We start from the raw sequence: 18614 nt of genomic DNA, 5'->3' as shown, positions 1-18614 counted from the left end.
CACATGAGCGACCCCACCGCTCCGGACCTGGACAGCTTCGATCCCGCGGACCGAGGCCTGCTCTCTCCGGTCTGGGCGAGCCCCGCCGTGTCGGGCGCGACCGGTGACGACGCGGTCGTCGCCGCGATGCTCGCGCTCGAGGCATCGTGGGCCGAGGCTCTCGAGGCGGCGGGCCTCGTCGAACCCGGCGCGGGCCATGCGGTCCGGCTCGCGGTCAGCGAGGGGATGACGGCGCACGCTTACGACGGCGCGCGTCTCGCCCAAGCTGCGCAGGTCGGAGGAAACCCCGTCATCCCCTTGGTGAAGGCGTTGCGGGAAGCCACGGCTGAGCCGGGCACGTCCGCCGTCCACAGGGGCCTCACAAGCCAGGACGTGCTCGACTCGGCCCTCATGCTCGTGGCGAAGCGCGCCGTCGCGGGCGTTCTCGCCGACCTGAGCCCGGCCGCGGAGGCGCTCGCGAAGCTCGCGGACTCCCACCGCGCCACGCCGCAGGTGGCGCGGACCCTCACGCAGCATTCCCTGCCTTCGAGCTTCGGTCTCAAGGCAGCGAACTGGCTGCAAGGAGTCGCGCACGCCGAGGCGCTCCTCGGTGGACTCCGGTTCCCAGTCCAGTGCGGCGGTGCCGCGGGGACGAACGCCTCGCTCGTCGCCCTCGGCGGCGAACCTGATGCACTCGCCGCCGACTGGGCCCAACGCAGCGGGCTCGACCGCGCCGTCGCGCCCTGGCAATCGTTCCGCGGCCCGGCCACCGACCTCGGCCACGCGCTCGCGGCGGCATGCGCCGCCGCCGCCCACGTGGCGAACGACATCATGCTGCTGGCCCGTCCCGAGATCGGCGAGCTCGGCGAGCCCCTCGCCCCGGGGCGAGGCGCCTCCTCGGCCATGCCGCAGAAGCAGAACCCGGCGCTCTCGGTGCTCATCCGCTCGGCCGCGCTCCAAGCACCAGCTCACGTCATGCAGCTCGAGCTCGCCTCCGCCCTGACCGAGGATGAGCGCACCGGTGGCGCGTGGCACAGCGAGTGGCCGGCCCTGCGCGAGCTCCTACGACTGGCGGGCGGGGCCGCGGCAGCCCTGCGCGAGCTCGTCGAGGGCCTCCGCGTCTTCCCGAGTCGCATGCGCCGCAACCTCGAGGCGAGTGGGCCGCTGCTCTTGGGCGAGAGGATCATGCTCGAGCTCTCCGGCGTTGCCGAGGGCGGCCGGGCAGGAATCCAGAAGGCGGTCGACGCCGCCCTGGCCGCGGCAGCGGACGGAGCCGACCCCGCCGAACAGGAGAGCGTCCTGCGGAACGAGCTGCGCGCCGTCGTGCCTGCCGACGCCGCGGGCGAAGACTTCGACGCGCGGCTCGACGATCTTCTCGACCCCGCCGGGTACCAGGGCGACGCCGCCGGAATCGTCGACCGGATTCTTGCGGCCTATGAGAATCGGCCGGCTCACCACCGCCATCGGGATTGAAGACAGCCACCATCAGGACTGAAGACATCGACATGAGGAAGTGATCAGCGCGTGAGCGTTCCACAGATCCGCGCCGTGCGGCTCTCTCCGCGAGAGCAGCTCGGCCAGAGGGAGCTCGTCGTCCTCGGGCCGTCCCTCGGGACGTCGACCGTCATGTGGGATGCCGTGGCGCGTCTCATCGGGGAGGACTACGACATCCTCGGCTGGGACCTCCCTGGCCACGGCGTCTCCCCGGCAGCCGCACCGGACGCCGCGTTCAGCGTGGCCGAGCTTGCCGATGCCGTCGTCGGCCTTGTCGACTCGATCCTGCCCGGCACCCCGTTCCACTACGCAGGCGACTCCGTCGGGGGTGCAACGGGCGCGGAGCTCGCGCTTCGCCATCAGGAGCGCCTCCTGAGCCTCGCAATGTTCTGCTCGTCACCGCGCTTCAACGGTGCAGAGGGCTACGCCGAGCGCGCCGAGCTCGTGGCTCGGCAGGGAACTGCCGTGCGGCTCCAGGCCTCGGCGGAGATCTGGTTCGCACCCGGTTTCCTCGCTGAGCACCCAACCGAGTCCTCGCGGCTCCTCCACGCACTCCGGGATGCCGACCGCTTCGGCTACGCCGCCGTGTGCCGCGCGATCGCCGAGTACGACGTCCGGGACCGCTTCGGCGAGATCGCGGTCCCCTTCCTTGCCGTCGCCGGCGAATTCGACTCCGTCTGCCCCTTCTCCGACGCTCAATGGATGGCCGAGCACGCTCAGCGCGGCAGCGCCGTCGAGCTTCCCGGCGTCGCCCATATCGCGCCCACCGAGGATCCGGCGGCCGTCGCACAGCTGCTGCGCGACCACTTCGCCCTGGCAGCCTCGGAAGCCAGTGGCGAGAAGGCAGCGGAGGGCGCCGAGTGAGCGGCCAGCAGGTGGGGGAGAACTGGGCCCACGACGAGCGGGCGGGTGCCGTCCAGCCCGACACCACGCAGCGCGAACTGTACGACGGCGGCATGGAGGTGCGCCGCGAGGTGCTCGGGGCCGCGCACGTCGACCGCGCAAACGCGAACTCGGACGAGTTCACGGCCGAGTTCCAGAACATGATCACCCGCATCGCGTGGGGCGGCATCTGGACCCGGCCCGGGCTCACGCGGCAGATGCGTTCGGTCGCGGTGCTGACCGCGATGATCGCGCACGGGCACTGGGACGAGTTCGCCATGCACGTCCGCGCGGCCCTTCGGAACGGGCTCACCCGTGACGAGATCAAGGAAGTGATCCTGCAGAGCGCCATCTACTGCGGGGTGCCGTCGGCCAATACGGCCTTCAAGGTCGCACAGCGGACCCTCGCCGAAGCAGACGCAGAAGACAGTGAGGAAGAGCAGTGACGGAAGCATTTGTCTACGACGCGGTCCGCACGCCGTTCGGCAAGTTCGGCGGAGGCCTCGCCGGCGTCCGACCCGACGACCTTGCCGCGCACATCGTCCGCGCCGTGGTTGACCGCGCGCCCGGGCTCACCGTGGAGGCCCTGGAGCACAGCGCCGTGGACGAGGTCATCTTCGGCAACGCGAACGGCGCGGGCGAGGAGAACCGCAACGTCGCCCGCATGGCGACGCTCCTCGCAGGCCTCCCGACGTCGATCCCCGGAACGACCGTGAACCGCCTGTGCGGCTCCTCGCTGGACGCGGCCATGATTGCCTCGCGTCAGATCGCGGTCGGCGACGCCGAGGTCGTCCTCGTCGGCGGCGTCGAATCGATGAGCCGCGCTCCGTGGGTGCTCCCGAAGACCGAGAAGCCCTACCCGGCCGGGGACCTGAAGCTCTCGTCCACGACGCTCGGCTGGCGGCTCGTGAACCCGCAGATGCCGTCGCAGTGGACCGTTTCCCTCGGCGAGGCCACCGAGCAGCTGCGCGAGCGCCACGCCATCGGGCGCGACCGGCAGGACGAGTTCGCCGCCCGCTCCCACAACCTCTCCGATAGGGCATGGAACGAGGGCTTCTACGACGACCTCGTCGTCCCCGTGCCCGGGACGGACCTCGCGCGGGACGAAGGCATCCGCCCCGGCTCGAGCGCCGAGAAGCTCGCGGGCCTGCGCACCTCCTTCCGTCCCGACAACGGCGACCGCTCCGGGACGACCTCGGGCGGTACCGTGACCGCGGGCAACGCGTCCCCGCTCTCCGACGGCGCGTCGGCCGTGCTGCTCGGCTCGGAGGATGCAGCCGGCGTGCTCGGGCTCGAGCCGATCGCCCGCATTGCGGGCCGCGGAGCCGCCGCCAACGAGCCCCAGTTCTTCGGCTTCGCGCCGGTCGAAGCCGCCAACCGGGCGCTCGCGAAGGCGGGCATCACGTGGGACCAGGTCGGCGCCGTCGAACTCAACGAAGCGTTCGCCGCCCAGTCCCTCGCGTGCCTCGACGCGTGGAAGATCGATCCCGAGATCGTGAACCGGCACGGCGGCGCCATCGCGATGGGACACCCGCTGGGCGCTTCCGGCGGACGCATCCTCGGCACGCTCGCTCGCGGACTGCAGCGCAGCGGCGAGAGGTGGGGCGTCGCGGCCATCTGCATCGGCGTCGGGCAGGGCCTCGCCGTGGTGCTCGAAAACGTCTCGGCCACGAAGTAGCCGAGACGGAACCGGCCGAGAGGGAACAGGAAAAGGGATGCTGGAATTCAAGGACACCGTCGCCGAAGCCGTCGCCGGCGTTCAGGACGGATCGACGGTCATGATCGGCGGCTTCGGCAACGCGGGGCAGCCGTTCGAGCTCATCGATGCACTGCTCGAGGGCGGTGCCCGTGATCTGACGGTCGTCAACAACAACGCGGGCCAAGCCGACGAGGGCCTCGCGCTCCTCATCAAGGAGGGGCGGGTGCGGAAGATGATCTGCTCGTTCCCGCGGCAGAGCGACTCGTGGCACTTCGACGCGAAGTACCGCGCGGGTGAGATCGAGCTCGAGCTCGTCCCGCAGGGCAACCTCGCCGAGCGCATCCGCGCGGCCGGCGCGGGAATCGGCGGCTTCTTCACGCCGACCGGCTACGGCACGATGCTCGCCGAGGGCAAGGAGACGCGTTTCCTCGACGGCAAGTGGCAGGTCTTCGAGACGCCGATCCACGCGGACGTCGCCCTCATCAAGGCGCTGAGGGCGGACGGCAAGGGCAACCTCGTGTACCGCAAGACCGCACGGAACTTCGGGCCCATTATGGCGGCCGCCGCGAAGCAGACCGTCGCGCAGGTGTCCGAGATCGTCCCCATCGGCGCGCTCGACCCGGAGAACGTCGTGACGCCGGGCATCTATGTCAACACGATCGTCAAGGTGGGCTGAGAGCATGAGTGAGATTTCGACGTCGGCCGTTTCCTCAGGGGCGGCCCCCAAGACCAGTGATGCCCCCCTCGGACGCGACGATCTCGCGCGGCTCGTCGCGCGCGACATCGCCCCTGGCTCGTTCGTGAACCTCGGCATCGGCCAGCCGACGCTCGTCTCGAACTACCTCACCGAGGAGCAGGACATCACCCTCCACACCGAGAACGGCATGCTCGGCATGGGGCCGGTCGCTGTGGGCGAGCAGATCGACCCCGACCTCATCAACGCCGGCAAGATCCCCGTGACGGAGCTGCCCGGGGCGAGCTACTTCCACCACGCGGATTCCTTCGCGATGATGCGCGGCGGCCACCTCGACGTGTGCGTGCTGGGTGCGTTCCAGGTGTCCGCGAAGGGGGACCTCGCGAACTGGCACACCGGCGCACCCGATGCGATCCCCGCCGTCGGCGGCGCGATGGACCTCGCGACGGGCGCCAAGGACGTGTATGTCATGATGACCCTGCTCACGAAGGACGGGAAGTCGAAGCTCGTCCCAGAGTGCACGTACCCCATCACGGGAGTCGGCTGCGTCACCCGGGTCTACACGGACAAGGCCGTCTTCCTCATCGCGGACGACGGCGTGCGCGTCCGTGAGACGTTCGGCGTGACCTTCGACGAGCTCGCCGGACTCATGGACGTCCCGCTGCTCGCGGGCTGAGACAGTAGCGTTGCTATGGCCGTCCCCAGAAGGCAGAACCGTCGCGGGTGTGGGACGGTTATGCCGCTGAGCGACGGTCGTGGCATGGAAAGGCGGAGCAGTGATGGGTGAGGCAGTGTCGGCGCCGAGCGACCAGTTCGTGCAGTCGCTCGCCCGCGGCCTCGCCGTGATCCGTGCCTTCGATGCCGACCACCAGGAGATGACCCTCTCCGAGGTGGCCACGAGGACCGAGCTGACGCGCGCCACGGCCCGGCGGTTCCTGCACACGCTCGTCGAGCTCGGGTACATGCGCACCGATGGACGCCTCTTCGCCCTCACCCCCCTCGTGCTGCAGCTCGGCTACTCGTATCTCTCTGCCCAGCGTCTGCCCGAGCTCGCGCAGCCGTTCCTCGAGGACCTCTCGCACCGCGAGGGAGAGTCCACGTCGATGGCGATCCTCGACGGGACCGACATCGTCTACCTGGCACGGATCCATACACGGCGCATCATCTCCGTGGGGATCTCGCCGGGCACCCGCTTCCCTGCCCACGCGACATCGATGGGCAGAGTCCTCCTCGCGGCCCTCCCCGGCGCCGACCTCGCAACGTACTTCGCCACCGCGCGCCTCGACCCGCTCACGCCCCGCACCCTCACATCGCGCGAGGCGATCGAAGCGGAGCTGACGCGGGTCCGGGGGCAGGGCTACGCCGTCGTCGACCAGGAGCTCGAGGTGGGCTTGCGCTCGCTCGCCGTGCCCGTGCTTGGCTCTGACGGGCGCACCCTCGCGGCGATCAACCTCGCGCTCTCGGCGAGACTCGAAGGCGACGGGGACAGGGAGGCCGAGGTGCAGCGACTCGTCCCCGAACTTCGGAAGGCCGCCGCTGGGATTGCCGACGCCGCGCGGGCCGCGGGGGTGGCGTAGGGCCCTTCCCGGCCGTCCGCCGTGGGTCCGAGGTTTGGGGGTGCGGCCGTCCACCCGCCCGGGTGGACGGGCTTACCCTTAATCATGACAAGCAACTATGTCCGGGGTGCCACCGTCAGCTGCTCCGCTTCTCAGGCAGAGATCCAGCTCATGCTCACCGATCACGGAGCCCACGGGTTCCGCTGCGCTTCCGAACATGGAAAGGCCGAGGTCGCCTTCAGCTCCGACGACCGCCGGTTCCGTCTCGCGTTGGCCCTCCCCAGTGCTTTGCCGTCGGGTCGGGGAAGCGACCCGCTCGTGCCTGATGCCACTCAGGGGTCGAGGACAACTCAGGACGTGGCGCGCCGGCGCTGGAGGCAGCTGTCCTCGCTCATCAAGGCCAAGCTCGAGGCTGTCGACGCCGGGATCGTGACGTTCGACGAGGAGTTCCTCGCCTACATGGTGATGCCCGGCGGCGAGACGGTGTTCGAGGCCTCGTTGCCAGGAATCGCAGCAGCCTATGCCGCTGACGGCGGCAGGCGATGAACGAGCTCGAAGCCTCGTTGATTCTGCGGGCCGGGGCCGACCTGCTCAATAGCGCTTCCGCCGATCCACGCTCTGAAGAGGGATACGCGGACGTGAAGGCGAACATCGCCTCCGCCTTGGAGTCCATCGCGGAGGCGCTTTCGAACTTCGAGGCGGCATCGCCCCAAGCCAATCGCTCGACCGGCTGGGTCCAGGACCTGCGCAGGGTTGCGGACGATCTGGGTGAGGGCTGACTCGAGCCGGGCGGCCACTGGGTACTGGCGAGGCGGGGTCGCGCGGCCTTCCGGCCCGCTTATCCTGCCCTCACGCGCGACACGCCGCCGGTTTTGCGCCGACACGGCTCAGGCGGACGGACAAACGGGCCGGACGGACGGCTTCGAGGAGTTCGGAAGCCCGCGCAGTGACCCCGTTGTCACCTGCGCGGGCCGTCTGTGGGCGTGCAGGATCACGTCAGACGCAGGAACGCCTCGAGGATCCTGAACGCGTGCTCGGCACGCCGCAGCGGGTTGGGCCGCTCCTGGAGCCGGTCGAGCAGACTGCCGTTGTGGCTGAGGCGGCGACGCGCGCGGTCCAACGCCGAGCGTGCTACCGAGACGTCGCCCGGGTGCCTCAGGATCGGCTGCGTCACGCCCTGCATCGAGCGGAGCCCGACGGCGACTGCATTCGCCTCCGTCTGGCGCCCGGCCGCACGGTGCCGGCGCAGTTCGTCGGCGAACTCGTCCCACACGTCTCCCGCCGCAATGCGTGCCACCTCAGTGCGGGCCTCGCAGTCGCTGAGCCCCTGTCCGATGAGCACGAGCCGGAGCCGGTCCCAGCGGGACATCAGGTCGTCGTCGACCGATTGCTGCGGCGGGGCGTCTGGGGAGGGCTGATGATTCGAAGGGTGGGCCCGGAGGGAGCGGGATCGTGAGTCTTCCGGCTCGGAGGGAATTGCTTGGAGTTGAGAACGAACAGTGGCGGGGGTGTCGGCGAGCATGCCGGCTCCTTTCCACGGTCGCGCTGCTGCGTTCGCAGCGCGGCCCAAAAGAAATACATCGGACTCTGTCCGCGGGAACCACTGCCTGATCCCCGGCTGAGCGACGCGCGTCCCGCGGCCTCGCGCTCTGAGGACCCTTGGGACAGCACCTCCACTAGGATCTCCCATGTGATGTGCGGCACTATAGGGCTGAAAGTCCCTATTTCGCCTCATTGAGGTTGAATTTCGGCGTGGCGCGGTCCTTCCCGCCGCGGCGGTCGACGCCGATCACCGACTTTGGTCCCTAGCGCGCGGCTCACGCCCGTCCGAGACTTAGAGTCTGCTGGTTCGGGCACAGGGCTTGGGGGCTCCTGGCTGCTCGCTCGCGAGTGGGGTGTCGCGAAGCAGGGCAGAGCATCAAAGCGATGGGAGACGGTCTCGGCATGACAACGCCAACTGCAGTAGAGAAGACGCGTGTCGACGCGATCCGGGTGTTCATCCTGGATGACCACGAGCTCGTTCGCCAGGGTCTCCGCGACCTGCTCGAGCACGAGGGGATGGAAGTTGTGGGGGAGAGCTACTCCGCCCACGAGGCGTCCCGCCGCATACCGGCTCTGAGGCCCGACGTCGCAGTCCTGGACGGGCGGCTGACAGACGGTACGGGGATCGAAGTCTGCCGGGACGTGCGGTCGGTGGACGCGCGCATCCGCTGCCTCATCCTCACGAGCTACGACGACGATCAGGCTCTCCGCGCAGCGATCCTCGCAGGCGCCTCCGGCTATGTGCTCAAGCAGATCCGCAGCCACGACCTTGCCAACGCCATTCGCCGCGCGGCCAACGGCGAATCCCTCTTCGACCCGATCCTGCGGGATGCGGCACTCAAGGGGATCGTGGCCGGCGCCGTCGCTGATCCGCGACTGGACGTCCTGAGCCCTCAAGAGCGCCGGGTCCTTGTGCTCATCGGGCAGGGCCTGACCAATCGTCAGATCGGCGAGGAATTGCGGCTCGCGGAGAAGACGGTCAAGAACTACGTCTCCTCGATGCTCGCCAAGCTCGGATTCGAGAGGCGGACGCAGGCCGCGCTGTACCTCGCCCAAGCAGGGCAGCGCTAGCCCTTCCGGCAAGCGATAGTCCTATTCCGCCAACGGGACCCGCCAGGTGATCTTCGTCCCTTCACCCGGAGCGCTCTCGAACACGCTCGTTCCGCCGAGCCTCTCGGCGCGGTGCTCGATGTTCGCGAGCCCGCTCAGGCGCTCGGGGTCGGAGAAGCCTCGGCCGTCGTCCTCGATGACCACCTCGAGCGAGGAGTCGTCGCTGGTCACCGCGACGCTGACCCCTTGGGCCCCCGAATGCCGCACTGCGTTGCTCACTGCCTCGGAGACGACCGCGAGGAGCTGGCGGGCTATCGGCCCGGGGACGTCGTCGATGCGCCCGGCCACGCTGATCCGGGGCCGGATCGGCGAGTTCAGCAGGCCTTCCCGTACGGTGTTGAGGAGGATCTGGGAGAAGGATTCGTCTGCCTCTTCCTCCGCCCGGAGCGAATAGATCGTGTTCCGGAGCTCCCGGATGGTCTCGTCCAGCTCCTCGGTGACCTTCGTGATGCGGGCCTCCGCGGTGGGGTCCGTCGTGAAGCGGCGCAGGTTCTGGACGCTCAGGCCGGCGGCGAAGAGCCGCTGGATGACCAGGTCGTGGAGATCCTGCGCGATGCGGTCGCGGTCGACCGAGAGGAGTGCGTGCTCGCGCTGGCGATTCGCACGGTTGAGATCGAGGGCAAGGCCGACGTGGGAGCCGAAGACGGCGGCGGAGTCGAGGTCCGACGACGGGTAGGGGCCACCGCCCTGGGCCCGCGCCAGGATGAGCAGCCGATTCCCGATTCCGCTGTGGCCGAGCGGAACGGCGAGAATCTCACCGAGCTTCTCGGCGGCCTCGGGTCCGAAGACCTCTGCGGCGTTGGTGATCATGACGGGCTTGCCCTGTTCGTCCACGTGCTTCAGGGCGGCCGAGAAGGGAAGGTCTTCTCCCGCGCTGAGGGCCAGAGTTCCGACCGCGGTGCGCACCTCCAGACGCTCCTCCTCAGGCCGGGCAATGACGGCGAGGACCGAGTCGCTCGCGTGAAGGGCCCGCTCCGCCACGAGGTCGAGATCGGAGGACGCATCAAGGTCGCCCGCGAGGCTGTCGAAGTCGGAACCCGCTCCTCCGGGAACGATGAGGGTCGTGCTGGCCTCCATGCTCGCTTCGAGCCACCGTTGACGGCGGCGGCTGTCGTCATAGAGGCGGGCATTCTGGATGGCGACGCCGGCCGCCGCGGCGAAGGCGACGGCGAGTTCCTCGTCCTCCACCGAGAAGTCCTCGCCGTCCTCCTTGTCGGTGAGGTACAGGGTCCCGAAGACGGAGTCCCGGACCCGGAGCGGAACCTCGAGGAGGGTGTGAAGAGGCGGATCGTCCGCGGGGAAGGCCATCGAGACCGGGAGGTCGCGGAGATCGTGGAGCCGGAGCGGTCGTGGGTTGCGCAGGAGTTCCCCCAGAGGGCCTTCCGGCGCGGTGAGCTCGCGCAGCAGCTGGGCGGTCTCCTCATCGGTGCCAGCGGTGACGAAGTGGCTGAGCGTATGCCCTTCGGCTATGACCCCGAGGGCACCGTACCGTGCGCCGACGAGGGTGCGGGCGGATTCGACGACGCGCTCGAGAACGGACTGGAGTGCCAGGTCCTCTGCGATCGAGACGACGGCGGAAAGCAGGCCATTCATGTGCTCCTGCAGGCGCATGAGCTCTTCAGCACGAGAAACGAACTCGCGGAGCAGGCCTTGGAGACGGCGAGGTAGACGATCCGGCATGGGTGCAACCTCCGATGATGAAGTTGTCAGCTCCCGCCTCCAGGAGCGGCGCCGGAACGGATCGGCACAGCACTTCGGGCGAGAGCAGGCGCTGATGAGGCGTCTGGGACGTCCAGCAACTGCCCGGCGGCTGCTTCACTGGGTGGCCCGAAGGCCATTGCTTTCAATCCTCGATGTACGAACGGATTTCGATTCTCGGTGGGCGGACGGAACAAGACCAGTCTCGCCGAAGGAGGGAACCTCGGGAAGAGGGATACTTCAGTTTTCAAACGATTGGAAAAAATGAGCCTTTGCTTGCATTTCGCGCAATTGAGCGGGCAAAGTAAAGGACCGGGCATTCCATTCAACAGAAGCCAGCCGACAGAAGGACGGTCTGTGGCCAACTCGAACTCTGGGGATTCGGTCGTCGATCGCGTGGTGCGGGTCCTCGAGGCATTTCCCGAAGGGGTCAGTTCTCTCCCGCTCACGGAGCTGGCGGAGCGTGCGGGGCTCCCGCTCACGAGTGCCCACCGGCTCGTCCGCCAGCTCGGGGACCACCGGCTGCTCGAACAGGCCCCGGGGGGCAAGGTGCAGCTCGGCCTGCGCCTGTGGGAGCTCGTGAACCGCAACTCGCCGATCCTCCTCCTGCGGCAGGCGGCGCTCCCGTTCATGGACGACATCCATCAGGTCCTCAATCAGAACGTCAACCTCGGGGTCCTCCAGGGCGACGACGTCCTGTTCGTCGAGCGCCTCTCGCGCCGCGGGTCGGTGGCGAACCGCGCGAAGGTCGCCGGACGGATGCCCGTCCATGTCTCCTCGGCGGGGGTCGCACTCATGTCCGGCCAGCCGCGCACAGCGCAGAACGCCTACCTCGAGCGCTTCCGGGATCCGACCGGGAAGGTCGACGCCGACCATGTCCGTCGGCTTCTGGCGACGGCGGCGGAGCGGGGCTATGCGGAGCTCGCCGGCGTCGTCGATCCGGAGACCTGGGGCATTGCCGTGCCCATCGAGGACCGCCAGCGCCGCACGGTCGCTGCGATCGGCGTCGTCGTCCCCCACGCCGAGGTGCGGATCCACCAGATTGTGCCCGCCCTCCGGACCGCGGCCCGAGGCATCGGGCGACAGCTGGGCTCCCTGTCCCCCAACTCCTGACGTTTCGGGTACAGCTATCGCGCCCCTCAGGTTGTCTCGGGTACAGCTTTCGCGCCCCTCAGGTTGTCTCGGGTACAGCTTTCGCGCCCCTCAGGTTGTCTCGGGTACAGCTTTCGCGCCCCTCAGGTGTCTCGGGTACAGCTAGCGCGCCCCTCAGGTCGTCTCGGGTACAGCACCGTCCCGGACTGATTCCGATGAACGGAAATGGATAGCACTCCTCGCTGTGATTCGGCGCACACTCGAAGGAGGCCCCGGAGCCGATCCCGAGGACGGGCGGCCCGCACAGGAAAGCGAGTGACGACGATGGCGCAGAGCAGGACGCAGAAGACCCAGGTGGCGATCATGGGAGCAGGGCCGGCAGGGCTCATGCTGTCCCACCTGCTGTACCGCGCGGGGATCGACAGCACTGTGGTGGAGATCCGCAGCCGGGACGCCATCTCCCACACGATCCGGGCCGGCATCCTCGAGGCCGGGTCCGTCGACCTCTTGGTCGGCTCGGGCGTGGACAATGTGCTCCGGAACGGCCACGAGCACGAGGGAACTGAGTTCCGCGTGAACGGCGAGGGCCACCGGATCGACTTCAAGGGGCTGACCGGCCAGTCCGTGTGGCTGTACCCCCAGAACGAGGTGTTCGACGACCTCGCCGCCCAGCGTGAGGCCGACGGCGGGGACGTGCGCTACTCGTGCTCGGACACCCAGATCACCGACCTCACGGGCAAGCCCAAGGTGACATTCAAGGACTCGGAGGGCCAGGACTGGGAGCTTGAAGCCGACGTCCTCGTCGGTGCAGACGGCTCGCGCTCGCACTGTCGCCAGCAGATTCCCGAAGCGGACCGCACCCGGTACTTCCAGGAGTACCCGTTCGCGTGGTTCGGCATCCTCACGGAGGCCCCTCGCAGCGCGCCCGAGCTCATCTACGCGAACTCGGCGCATGGCTTCGCGCTCATCAGCCAGCGGACGGACACGGTGCAGCGGATGTACTTCCAGTGCGACCCGAAGACCGACCCCGCGGGCTGGACCGACGAGCAGATCTGGGAGCAGCTGCGCCTTCGCGTGAACGGCAATGGTTTCGAGCTCAAGGAGGGGCCCGTCATCGACAAGGTCGTGCTGCCGTTCCGCTCGTTCGTGCACGCCCCCATGCGGCACGGCAACCTGTTCCTCGCCGGCGACGCCGCCCACACCGTCCCGCCCACCGGAGCGAAGGGCCTCAACCTCGCCTTCCACGACGTCCGGCTCCTGTTCGAAAGCCTCGATTCGTACTTCAAGACGGGCTCGACGGCGCTCGTCGACACGTACTCGGACCGCGCCCTCGACCGCGTGTGGAAGGCGCAGTACTTCTCGTACTGGATGACGACGCTCCTTCACACGGTGCCGGGGGAGGAGAACCACGCGTTCTTCCGCGCGCGCCAGCTGGGAGAACTCCGCTCGCTCCTCGAGTCCGAGCATGGGCGGGCGTACATCGCCGAGTGCTACACGGGCTGGCAGGGGAAGTAGCCCGGGAGCAGCCCCTGACTTACGTTAGCTCTTGTTCTTCGACAGTCAGCGATATATCGTTAACAGCGTCCGGATCATTTCGGGTCCGGACGCTGTTAACAACTGACGACCAGGAGAACACCGTGCGCGGACATCCAGAACACCATCATCACGAGGGACGCGGCTTCGGCCCCGGCGGTCCCGGCGGCTTCGGGCCAGGGTTTGGTCCCGGTTTCGGCCCGGGCTTCGGGCGCGGCCACGGCTTCCCGCCAGGCTTCGGACCCCGCGGCGGCCGGCGGGCGAGCCGCGGCGACGTGCGGGCCATGATCCTCTCGCTCCTCGCAGAACAGCCCCTCACCGGCTACGGCATCATTCAGGCCGCCAACGAGAGGACCGGCGGCGAGTGGCGCCCGAGCCCCGGGTCCGTCTACCCCACCCTTCAGCAGCTCGTGGACGAGGAACTCGTCGAGCCGGTCGGCCAGGGCAAGCGCACCGAGTACACACTGAGCGAAGCGGGCCGCGCCTACGTGGCGGATCATGCCGAGGAACTCCAGCGGTCCTGGGAGGCCGCCTCGGGCCGAAGCGAATCGACGGACGCCCTCATCGAAAGCGCCAAGAAGCTCATGGGGGTGCTGAACCAGTTCCGCATCGCCGCGAACGACGAACAGCGCGCGCAGGCCGCTGCAAAGCTCGACGAGGCACGCAAGGCGCTGTACCTGATCCTCGCCGACTAGCCAAGGAGGCCCATGTCCCAGAACGTGCCCGGGCGGCCGCCCGCCGTCGTCCGCGGGGGCCGCATCTCGAGCGGCGACGCGGCGCTGCAGAAGAAGCTCAACGCCGAAGCGCCGCGCATTCCGCACCTGTTCCGGCGAATCGCCGAGCTGTTCTCGCCCCACAGGTATGCGCTCGTCCTGACGGTTGTCCTCGTGCTGGCAGGGGCGGCGCTCTCCGTCGTCCCGCCGCTGCTCACCCAGAGGACGTTCGACGACGGCCTGTTCCCGCCGGGCGGGCACCCCAACCTCCCGCAGCTGGCCGAGCTGGTTGCCCTCATGATCGGCGTGTACGTCGTCTCCGCGCTGCTCGGCGTATGGCAGACCTATGTGACGTCGACGGTGGGCAACTCGGTCATGGGCTCACTGCGCGTGAAGCTGTTCAGCCACCTGCAGTCCATGGAGCTGAGCTTCTTCACGCGCACGAAGACCGGCACCATCCAATCGCGGCTTCAGAACGATGTCGGCGGGGTCGCGAGCGTCCTGGCGAATACGGTCTCGGGCGTCGTGGGGAACATCGTCACGGTCATCGCCGCGTTCGTGGCGATGCTCGCCCTCAACCCGCAGCTGACGCTCATCGCGGTCCTGCTCATGCCGTTCCTCGTCGTGGCCCAGCGGAGGGTCGGCCAGGTCCGGGCGCGGATCGCGACGAAGACGCAGGAATCCCTCTCCGACATGACCGCGATCACCCAGGAAACGCTGAGCGTTTCCGGGATCCTGCTCTCGAAGAGCTTCAACCGGCAACGGGACGAGATCGCGAAGTACTCGGCGGAGAACCGGAACCTCGTGGGCCTTCAGGTCAGGCAGGCCATGAGCGGGCAGTACTTCTTCGCGCTCGTGAGCATCTTCCTCTCCTCGATTCCCGCGATCGTCTACCTCGTGGCCGGCTGGCTCATTTCGGGGGGATCCGCGAGCATCACGGCCGGAACGATTGTCGCGTTCACGACGGTCCAGGCTCGGCTCCTGTTCCCCCTCATCGCGATCATGCGCGTCGCCCTCGACCTGCAGACCTCGGGTGCGCTGTTCGCCCGGATCTTCGAATACCTCGACCTGCGCCCCGCGATCGTCGACACCCCCAGCGCCGAGCCGCTCCCCGCGGGCTCCCCACGGCTCGGGGAAGTCGAGTTCGACAAGGTCTCGTTCCGCTACCCCGACGCACGCGGCGAGGAGCGGGCCACTCTCGACGACGTCTCCTTCTCCATCCAGCCGGGCCAGTTCGCAGCGTTCGTCGGGCCGAGCGGGGCGGGGAAGACGACCGTCTCCTACCTCATCCCCCGCTTCTACGAGGCCAGCTCCGGATCCGTGCGGTTCGCGGGCAGGGATGTGCGCGAGATCGATCACGAGTCCCTCGTGAGCCATATCGGGATCGTGAGCCAGGAGACGTACCTGTTCCACGCGACGATTGCCGAGAACCTGCGCTACGCGAAGGTGGACGCCACTCAGGAGGAGCTCGAAGCTGCGGCGCGCGCAGCCAACATCCACGACACCATCGCGTCCTTCCCCGACGGGTACGAGACGGTCGTCGGCGAACGCGGGTACCGGCTCTCCGGAGGCGAGAAGCAGCGGATCGCCATCGCCCGCGTGCTCCTCAAGGACCCGGAGGTGCTAGTCCTCGACGAGGCGACGAGTGCGCTCGACACGATCTCCGAGCGGGCCGTCCAGCAGGCCCTCGACACGGCCGCCCACGGCCGCACCACCATCGCCATCGCCCACAGGCTTTCGACGGTTGTGGGCGCCGACGTCATCTACGTGGTCGACCACGGTCGGATCGTCGAACACGGCTCGCACGCAGAGCTGCTCGTCGCGGGCGGCGCCTACGCGAGGCTGTACGCGGAACAGGCGGCCGAGCCTGTGGCTTCCGCAGCCCTCCCAGGGGCCGTGCTTCCCGAGAGAGCGGAATCATAGCCGTCCGATTGGGAATCACGAAAACCGGCGTGGGATGATGGATGAGATGACTTCCCCCACGCGAACCCCCGACACTGCCGTGAGCCCTGCAACGACCGGCCCCGCGGACCTTGACGCGCGCCCTCAGGTGCGCCCTGCGGCTGAGGGCTGGGAGCAGCAGCGCACCTCCGAGGGGCGCCCGCTGCTTCAGTTCGCGTCCCCGCGGGTGAAGCAGCCGCCGCAGCACCTCGCGGACCAGACGCTCGAGGAGCGGCAGGAGAGGCTCAAGGAGCTGGGACTCCCGGCGTTCCGCGCGAAGCAGCTCAGCACCCACTACTTCCAGCACTGGACGACCGATCCCGAGAGGATGAGCGACCTGCCGAAGGCGGGCCGCGAGGAGCTCGTCGCTGCGATGTTCCCGCCGCTCCTCACCGAGGTTCGCCGCCTTCGCACGGACGACGGCAACACCATCAAGTTCCTGTGGCGCCTCTTCGACGGCGCGCTCGTCGAGTCGGTCCTCATGCGCTACCCGGGCCGCATCACCCTGTGCGTGTCCTCGCAGGCCGGCTGCGGCATGAACTGCCCGTTCTGCGCGACGGGGCAGGCCGGCCTCACCCGAAACATGTCGACAGCCGAGATCGTCGACCAGGTCGTAGCAGCGAACCGCGTCATCGCGGCTGGTGAGCTGGGTGGGGCTGGGCACGCCCAGCAGAATTCAGCAGAGCGGGTCACGAACATCGTCTTCATGGGCATGGGCGAGCCGCTCGCCAACTACAAGCGCGTCATGGCCGCCGTCCACCGCTTCGTCGACCCCTCGCCCGAGGGCCTAGGGATGTCGGCGCGCAACATCACGGTCTCGACGGTCGGGCTCGTCCCCGCGATCCGGAAGCTCGCCGAAGAAGAGCTCCCGGTCACGTTCGCCCTGTCGCTCCACGCGCCCGACGACGAGCTCCGCGACGAGCTCATCCCGGTCAACAACCGCTGGAAGGTCGACGAGGCAATCGACGCCGCCTACGACTACTTCCGCAAGACGGGCCGCCGCGTGAGCATTGAATACGCGCTCATCAAGGACATGAACGACCACGCGTGGCGCGCGGCCCTGCTGGCCAAGAAGCTCAACCAACGCGGTCGCGGCTGGGTGCACGTCAACCCGATCCCGCTCAACCCCACCCCGGGGTCGATCTGGACCTCGTCCGAGCCAGAGGTGCAGGACGAGTTCGTCGAGACCCTCCGGGCGGCCGGAATACCGACAACGCTGCGGGACACGCGCGGCAAGGAGATCGACGGCGCCTGCGGCCAGCTTGCGGCGGCAGAGTAAGCGCTGGATGAGCCGCACTCGCATTTCGGGCACAGCTAGCGCCCGGGAGGGGGCTAGGGCGTACGACGCCGGCACGCGCCCACGCGGCCCGCTCGCCGTCGTCGGCCGCTTCCTGCACGAGCTCCTGTTCAGCATCGGGCCCGCCAAGAGCGACCACCATGCGGCGCTCCGGGTGGCCGCCGGGGTCTTCCTTCCGCTTGTGGCCCTCGTGCTCTTCAACCGGCTCGACCTCGCGATCTTCGCGACCTTCGCCGCGTTCACCGGCATCTACGGCCGGAACGAGCCGCATCGGGTCCGTTTCGTGGCTCAGGCCCGTGCGGGCCTCCTCATGCTCGTCGTCATCCTGGCGGCCGCCCTTTCCGCTGGCCTGCACCCGGGAGGGGTCCCCAATCCGTGGGAGATCGTCGCCGGGACCACCTTCGTGGCGTGGGTGTGCAGCCTCGTCGTGGGCCGGTGGAGGCTCCGCCCGGCCGGTTCCCTGTTCCATACCTTCGCGTTCGCGGCCGTCCTGTCGCTTCCGCATCAGCCGCCGCTGGGGGACGTGGCCGTCGTGGTGGTTTCGACGTTCGTGCTGTCCCTCGCGATCGGCCTCGCTGCGCGCGTGCTGCCGTCGCACCGCACCCCTCTCGGCTGGTCGGAGGTCTGGGCAGCTGGGCGGGTCCGGCTCAGCGGAGCGGAGCGGCGCGTGCTGTGGCTCGAGTCCGTTGGCTACATCGTGGCGCCCGCCGTGGCGGGGGCGGCCGCGACGGCGGTCGGCCAGGCGCTGGGCTTCGGGCACAACTACTGGGCGATGGTCGCCGCCGTCGTTCCGCTCGTGGGCCACTCGACCCGGCACCGCGTGAACCGAGGCCTCCAGCGTGTGCTGGGAACCGTCGTCGGCCTCGTGCTGCTCGCGGGGATCGCCGCGCTCCGGCCGGCCCCCTGGATCATGGTGGTGCTCATCGCGGCGTGCCAGTTCGGCGCGGAGATGCTCGTGACGCGGCAGTACTTCCTGGCTATGGTGTGCGTGACGCCGCTCGCCCTGCTTTCGACGCTTCTCGCGGCCCACACTGACCCCGCGGCCCTCGTTCACGACCGTTTCATCGACACCGCTATCGGTTCCGTCGTCGGCGTGCTCGTCGTGCTTGCCCCGTGTGCGTACGGGCGCCTCGCGCCGTCCCGCAGCTGACCTTCCTCCCCAACTTCCGCCCCGGTTTCCCCAGCTTCACGCGCACGACGACGCGACTCGCCGCTGCTTCCCGGCAACACGCCGCCTTGGGTCTCCAGAAGATGGGGAGGCGGATTCAAGGCATGTTGGCAACGGCCTGTTCGATGTCTTCGAGGAAGACTTCTCGTGGTGTTTTGAAGCCTAGTGTCTTGCGTGGCCGGTTGTTCATCTCGAAGGCGATGGCCTCGAGGTAGG

At 68.7% G+C, this 18614-nt stretch carries 18 protein-coding genes and 1 pseudogene; 16 read left to right on the top strand and 3 right to left on the bottom strand.

Going from position 1 to position 18614, the window contains the following annotated elements:
- Window positions 1-3: 3 nt before the first annotated feature.
- The 9 genes from E6A21_RS15740 (at window position 4) to E6A21_RS15700 (ending at window position 7083) form a co-directional block, all read left to right on the top strand.
- Window positions 4-1452, top strand: a complete 1449-nt coding sequence (locus E6A21_RS15740) for a lyase family protein (RefSeq protein ID WP_138445109.1) — start codon at window positions 4-6, stop codon at window positions 1450-1452.
- A gap of 51 nt (window positions 1453-1503) precedes the next feature.
- Complete coding sequence (locus E6A21_RS15735; RefSeq protein WP_138445108.1) at window positions 1504-2337, top strand: alpha/beta fold hydrolase; 834 nt, start codon at window positions 1504-1506, stop codon at window positions 2335-2337.
- Window positions 2334-2801: a 4-carboxymuconolactone decarboxylase gene (gene pcaC, locus E6A21_RS17980; protein ID WP_212745966.1), complete on the top strand. Its 468-nt coding sequence runs from the start codon at window positions 2334-2336 to the stop codon at window positions 2799-2801. The genes E6A21_RS15735 and pcaC overlap by 4 nt, the downstream gene beginning before the upstream one ends.
- Window positions 2798-4033, top strand: coding sequence for a thiolase family protein (locus E6A21_RS15725; RefSeq protein ID WP_138445106.1), 1236 nt, complete (start codon window positions 2798-2800; stop codon window positions 4031-4033). Before pcaC ends, E6A21_RS15725 begins: the two co-directional genes overlap by 4 nt.
- Window positions 4034-4070: 37 nt before the next feature.
- A complete protein-coding gene (locus tag E6A21_RS15720) occupies window positions 4071-4730 on the top strand; it encodes a 3-oxoacid CoA-transferase subunit A (protein ID WP_138445105.1) in 660 nt (219 codons plus the stop codon).
- A gap of 4 nt (window positions 4731-4734) precedes the next feature.
- Window positions 4735-5424 carry a 3-oxoacid CoA-transferase subunit B gene (locus E6A21_RS15715; RefSeq protein WP_138445104.1) on the top strand — a complete coding sequence of 230 codons (690 nt, stop codon included), beginning with the start codon at window positions 4735-4737 and terminating at the stop codon, window positions 5422-5424.
- A gap of 103 nt (window positions 5425-5527) precedes the next feature.
- The gene (locus tag E6A21_RS15710) at window positions 5528-6325 is read left to right on the top strand and encodes an IclR family transcriptional regulator domain-containing protein (protein ID WP_138445103.1); all 798 of its coding nucleotides are present in this window, start codon (window positions 5528-5530) and stop codon (window positions 6323-6325) included.
- 84 nt (window positions 6326-6409) lie between these two features.
- Complete coding sequence (locus tag E6A21_RS15705; protein ID WP_138445102.1) at window positions 6410-6850, top strand: hypothetical protein; 441 nt, start codon at window positions 6410-6412, stop codon at window positions 6848-6850.
- On the top strand, window positions 6847-7083 hold the full coding sequence (locus E6A21_RS15700) for a hypothetical protein (RefSeq protein WP_138445101.1): 237 nt from the start codon (window positions 6847-6849) through the stop codon (window positions 7081-7083). Before E6A21_RS15705 ends, E6A21_RS15700 begins: the two co-directional genes overlap by 4 nt.
- Window positions 7084-7295: 212 nt before the next feature.
- Here E6A21_RS15700 and E6A21_RS15695 read toward each other — a convergent pair whose 3' ends face one another.
- Window positions 7296-7673: a hypothetical protein gene (locus E6A21_RS15695; protein WP_138445100.1), complete on the bottom strand. Its 378-nt coding sequence runs from the start codon at window positions 7671-7673 to the stop codon at window positions 7296-7298.
- Between the two features lie 575 nt (window positions 7674-8248).
- Between E6A21_RS15695 and E6A21_RS15690 the strand changes: the two genes are divergently transcribed.
- Entirely contained in the window at window positions 8249-8917 is a 669-nt protein-coding gene (locus E6A21_RS15690) for a response regulator (protein WP_138445099.1), read from the top strand.
- Between the two features lie 21 nt (window positions 8918-8938).
- Here the strand turns inward: E6A21_RS15690 and E6A21_RS15685 are convergent, their stop codons facing one another.
- A complete protein-coding gene (locus E6A21_RS15685; RefSeq protein WP_138445098.1) occupies window positions 8939-10636 on the bottom strand; it encodes a sensor histidine kinase in 1698 nt (565 codons plus the stop codon).
- Window positions 10637-11011: 375 nt separating this feature from the next.
- Between E6A21_RS15685 and E6A21_RS15680 the strand changes: the two genes are divergently transcribed.
- The 6 genes from E6A21_RS15680 (at window position 11012) to E6A21_RS15655 (ending at window position 18380) form a co-directional block, all read left to right on the top strand.
- On the top strand, window positions 11012-11767 hold the full coding sequence (locus E6A21_RS15680) for an IclR family transcriptional regulator (protein ID WP_138445097.1): 756 nt from the start codon (window positions 11012-11014) through the stop codon (window positions 11765-11767).
- 303 nt (window positions 11768-12070) lie between these two features.
- Window positions 12071-13261 carry a 4-hydroxybenzoate 3-monooxygenase gene (locus E6A21_RS15675; protein ID WP_138445152.1) on the top strand — a complete coding sequence of 397 codons (1191 nt, stop codon included), beginning with the start codon at window positions 12071-12073 and terminating at the stop codon, window positions 13259-13261.
- 122 nt (window positions 13262-13383) lie between these two features.
- Window positions 13384-13974, top strand: a complete 591-nt coding sequence (locus tag E6A21_RS15670; RefSeq protein WP_246036567.1) for a PadR family transcriptional regulator — start codon at window positions 13384-13386, stop codon at window positions 13972-13974.
- A gap of 12 nt (window positions 13975-13986) precedes the next feature.
- Window positions 13987-15915, top strand: coding sequence for an ABC transporter ATP-binding protein (locus tag E6A21_RS15665; protein WP_138445096.1), 1929 nt, complete (start codon window positions 13987-13989; stop codon window positions 15913-15915).
- Window positions 15916-15961: 46 nt separating this feature from the next.
- The gene (gene rlmN, locus E6A21_RS15660) at window positions 15962-17212 is read left to right on the top strand and encodes a dual-specificity RNA methyltransferase RlmN (RefSeq protein ID WP_138445095.1); all 1251 of its coding nucleotides are present in this window, start codon (window positions 15962-15964) and stop codon (window positions 17210-17212) included.
- 7 nt (window positions 17213-17219) lie between these two features.
- On the top strand, window positions 17220-18380 hold the full coding sequence (locus tag E6A21_RS15655) for an FUSC family protein (RefSeq protein WP_138445094.1): 1161 nt from the start codon (window positions 17220-17222) through the stop codon (window positions 18378-18380).
- A gap of 115 nt (window positions 18381-18495) precedes the next feature.
- Here the strand turns inward: E6A21_RS15655 and E6A21_RS18230 are convergent.
- Window positions 18496-18614: pseudogene (locus E6A21_RS18230) on the bottom strand (IS30 family transposase); the annotation flags it as partial.

This window comes from Sinomonas susongensis (assembly GCF_005877005.1).
Taxonomy (GTDB): domain Bacteria; phylum Actinomycetota; class Actinomycetes; order Actinomycetales; family Micrococcaceae; genus Sinomonas; species Sinomonas susongensis.
Note: the sequence above shows the minus strand (reverse complement) of the source record. Positions and strands in the feature narration are given on the sequence as shown.

Excerpts from the sequence above, each read along its gene's own strand:
- E6A21_RS15685 (WP_138445098.1), bottom strand. The coding sequence starts at position 10,636 with ATGCCGGATCGTCTACCTCGCCGTCTCCAAGGCCTGCTCCGCGAGTTC.
- E6A21_RS15700 (WP_138445101.1), top strand. The coding sequence starts at position 6,847 with ATGAACGAGCTCGAAGCCTCGTTGATTCTGCGGGCCGGGGCCGACCTG.
- E6A21_RS15705 (WP_138445102.1), top strand. The coding sequence starts at position 6,410 with ATGACAAGCAACTATGTCCGGGGTGCCACCGTCAGCTGCTCCGCTTCT.
- E6A21_RS15665 (WP_138445096.1), top strand. The coding sequence starts at position 13,987 with ATGTCCCAGAACGTGCCCGGGCGGCCGCCCGCCGTCGTCCGCGGGGGC.
- E6A21_RS15690 (WP_138445099.1), top strand. The coding sequence starts at position 8,249 with ATGACAACGCCAACTGCAGTAGAGAAGACGCGTGTCGACGCGATCCGG.
- E6A21_RS15740 (WP_138445109.1), top strand. The coding sequence starts at position 4 with ATGAGCGACCCCACCGCTCCGGACCTGGACAGCTTCGATCCCGCGGAC.
- E6A21_RS15715 (WP_138445104.1), top strand. The coding sequence starts at position 4,735 with ATGAGTGAGATTTCGACGTCGGCCGTTTCCTCAGGGGCGGCCCCCAAG.
- E6A21_RS15695 (WP_138445100.1), bottom strand. The coding sequence starts at position 7,673 with ATGTCCCGCTGGGACCGGCTCCGGCTCGTGCTCATCGGACAGGGGCTC.
- rlmN (WP_138445095.1), top strand. The coding sequence starts at position 15,962 with ATGACTTCCCCCACGCGAACCCCCGACACTGCCGTGAGCCCTGCAACG.
- E6A21_RS15675 (WP_138445152.1), top strand. The coding sequence starts at position 12,071 with ATGGCGCAGAGCAGGACGCAGAAGACCCAGGTGGCGATCATGGGAGCA.
- E6A21_RS15710 (WP_138445103.1), top strand. The coding sequence starts at position 5,528 with ATGGGTGAGGCAGTGTCGGCGCCGAGCGACCAGTTCGTGCAGTCGCTC.
- E6A21_RS15655 (WP_138445094.1), top strand. The coding sequence starts at position 17,220 with ATGAGCCGCACTCGCATTTCGGGCACAGCTAGCGCCCGGGAGGGGGCT.
- E6A21_RS15720 (WP_138445105.1), top strand. The coding sequence starts at position 4,071 with ATGCTGGAATTCAAGGACACCGTCGCCGAAGCCGTCGCCGGCGTTCAG.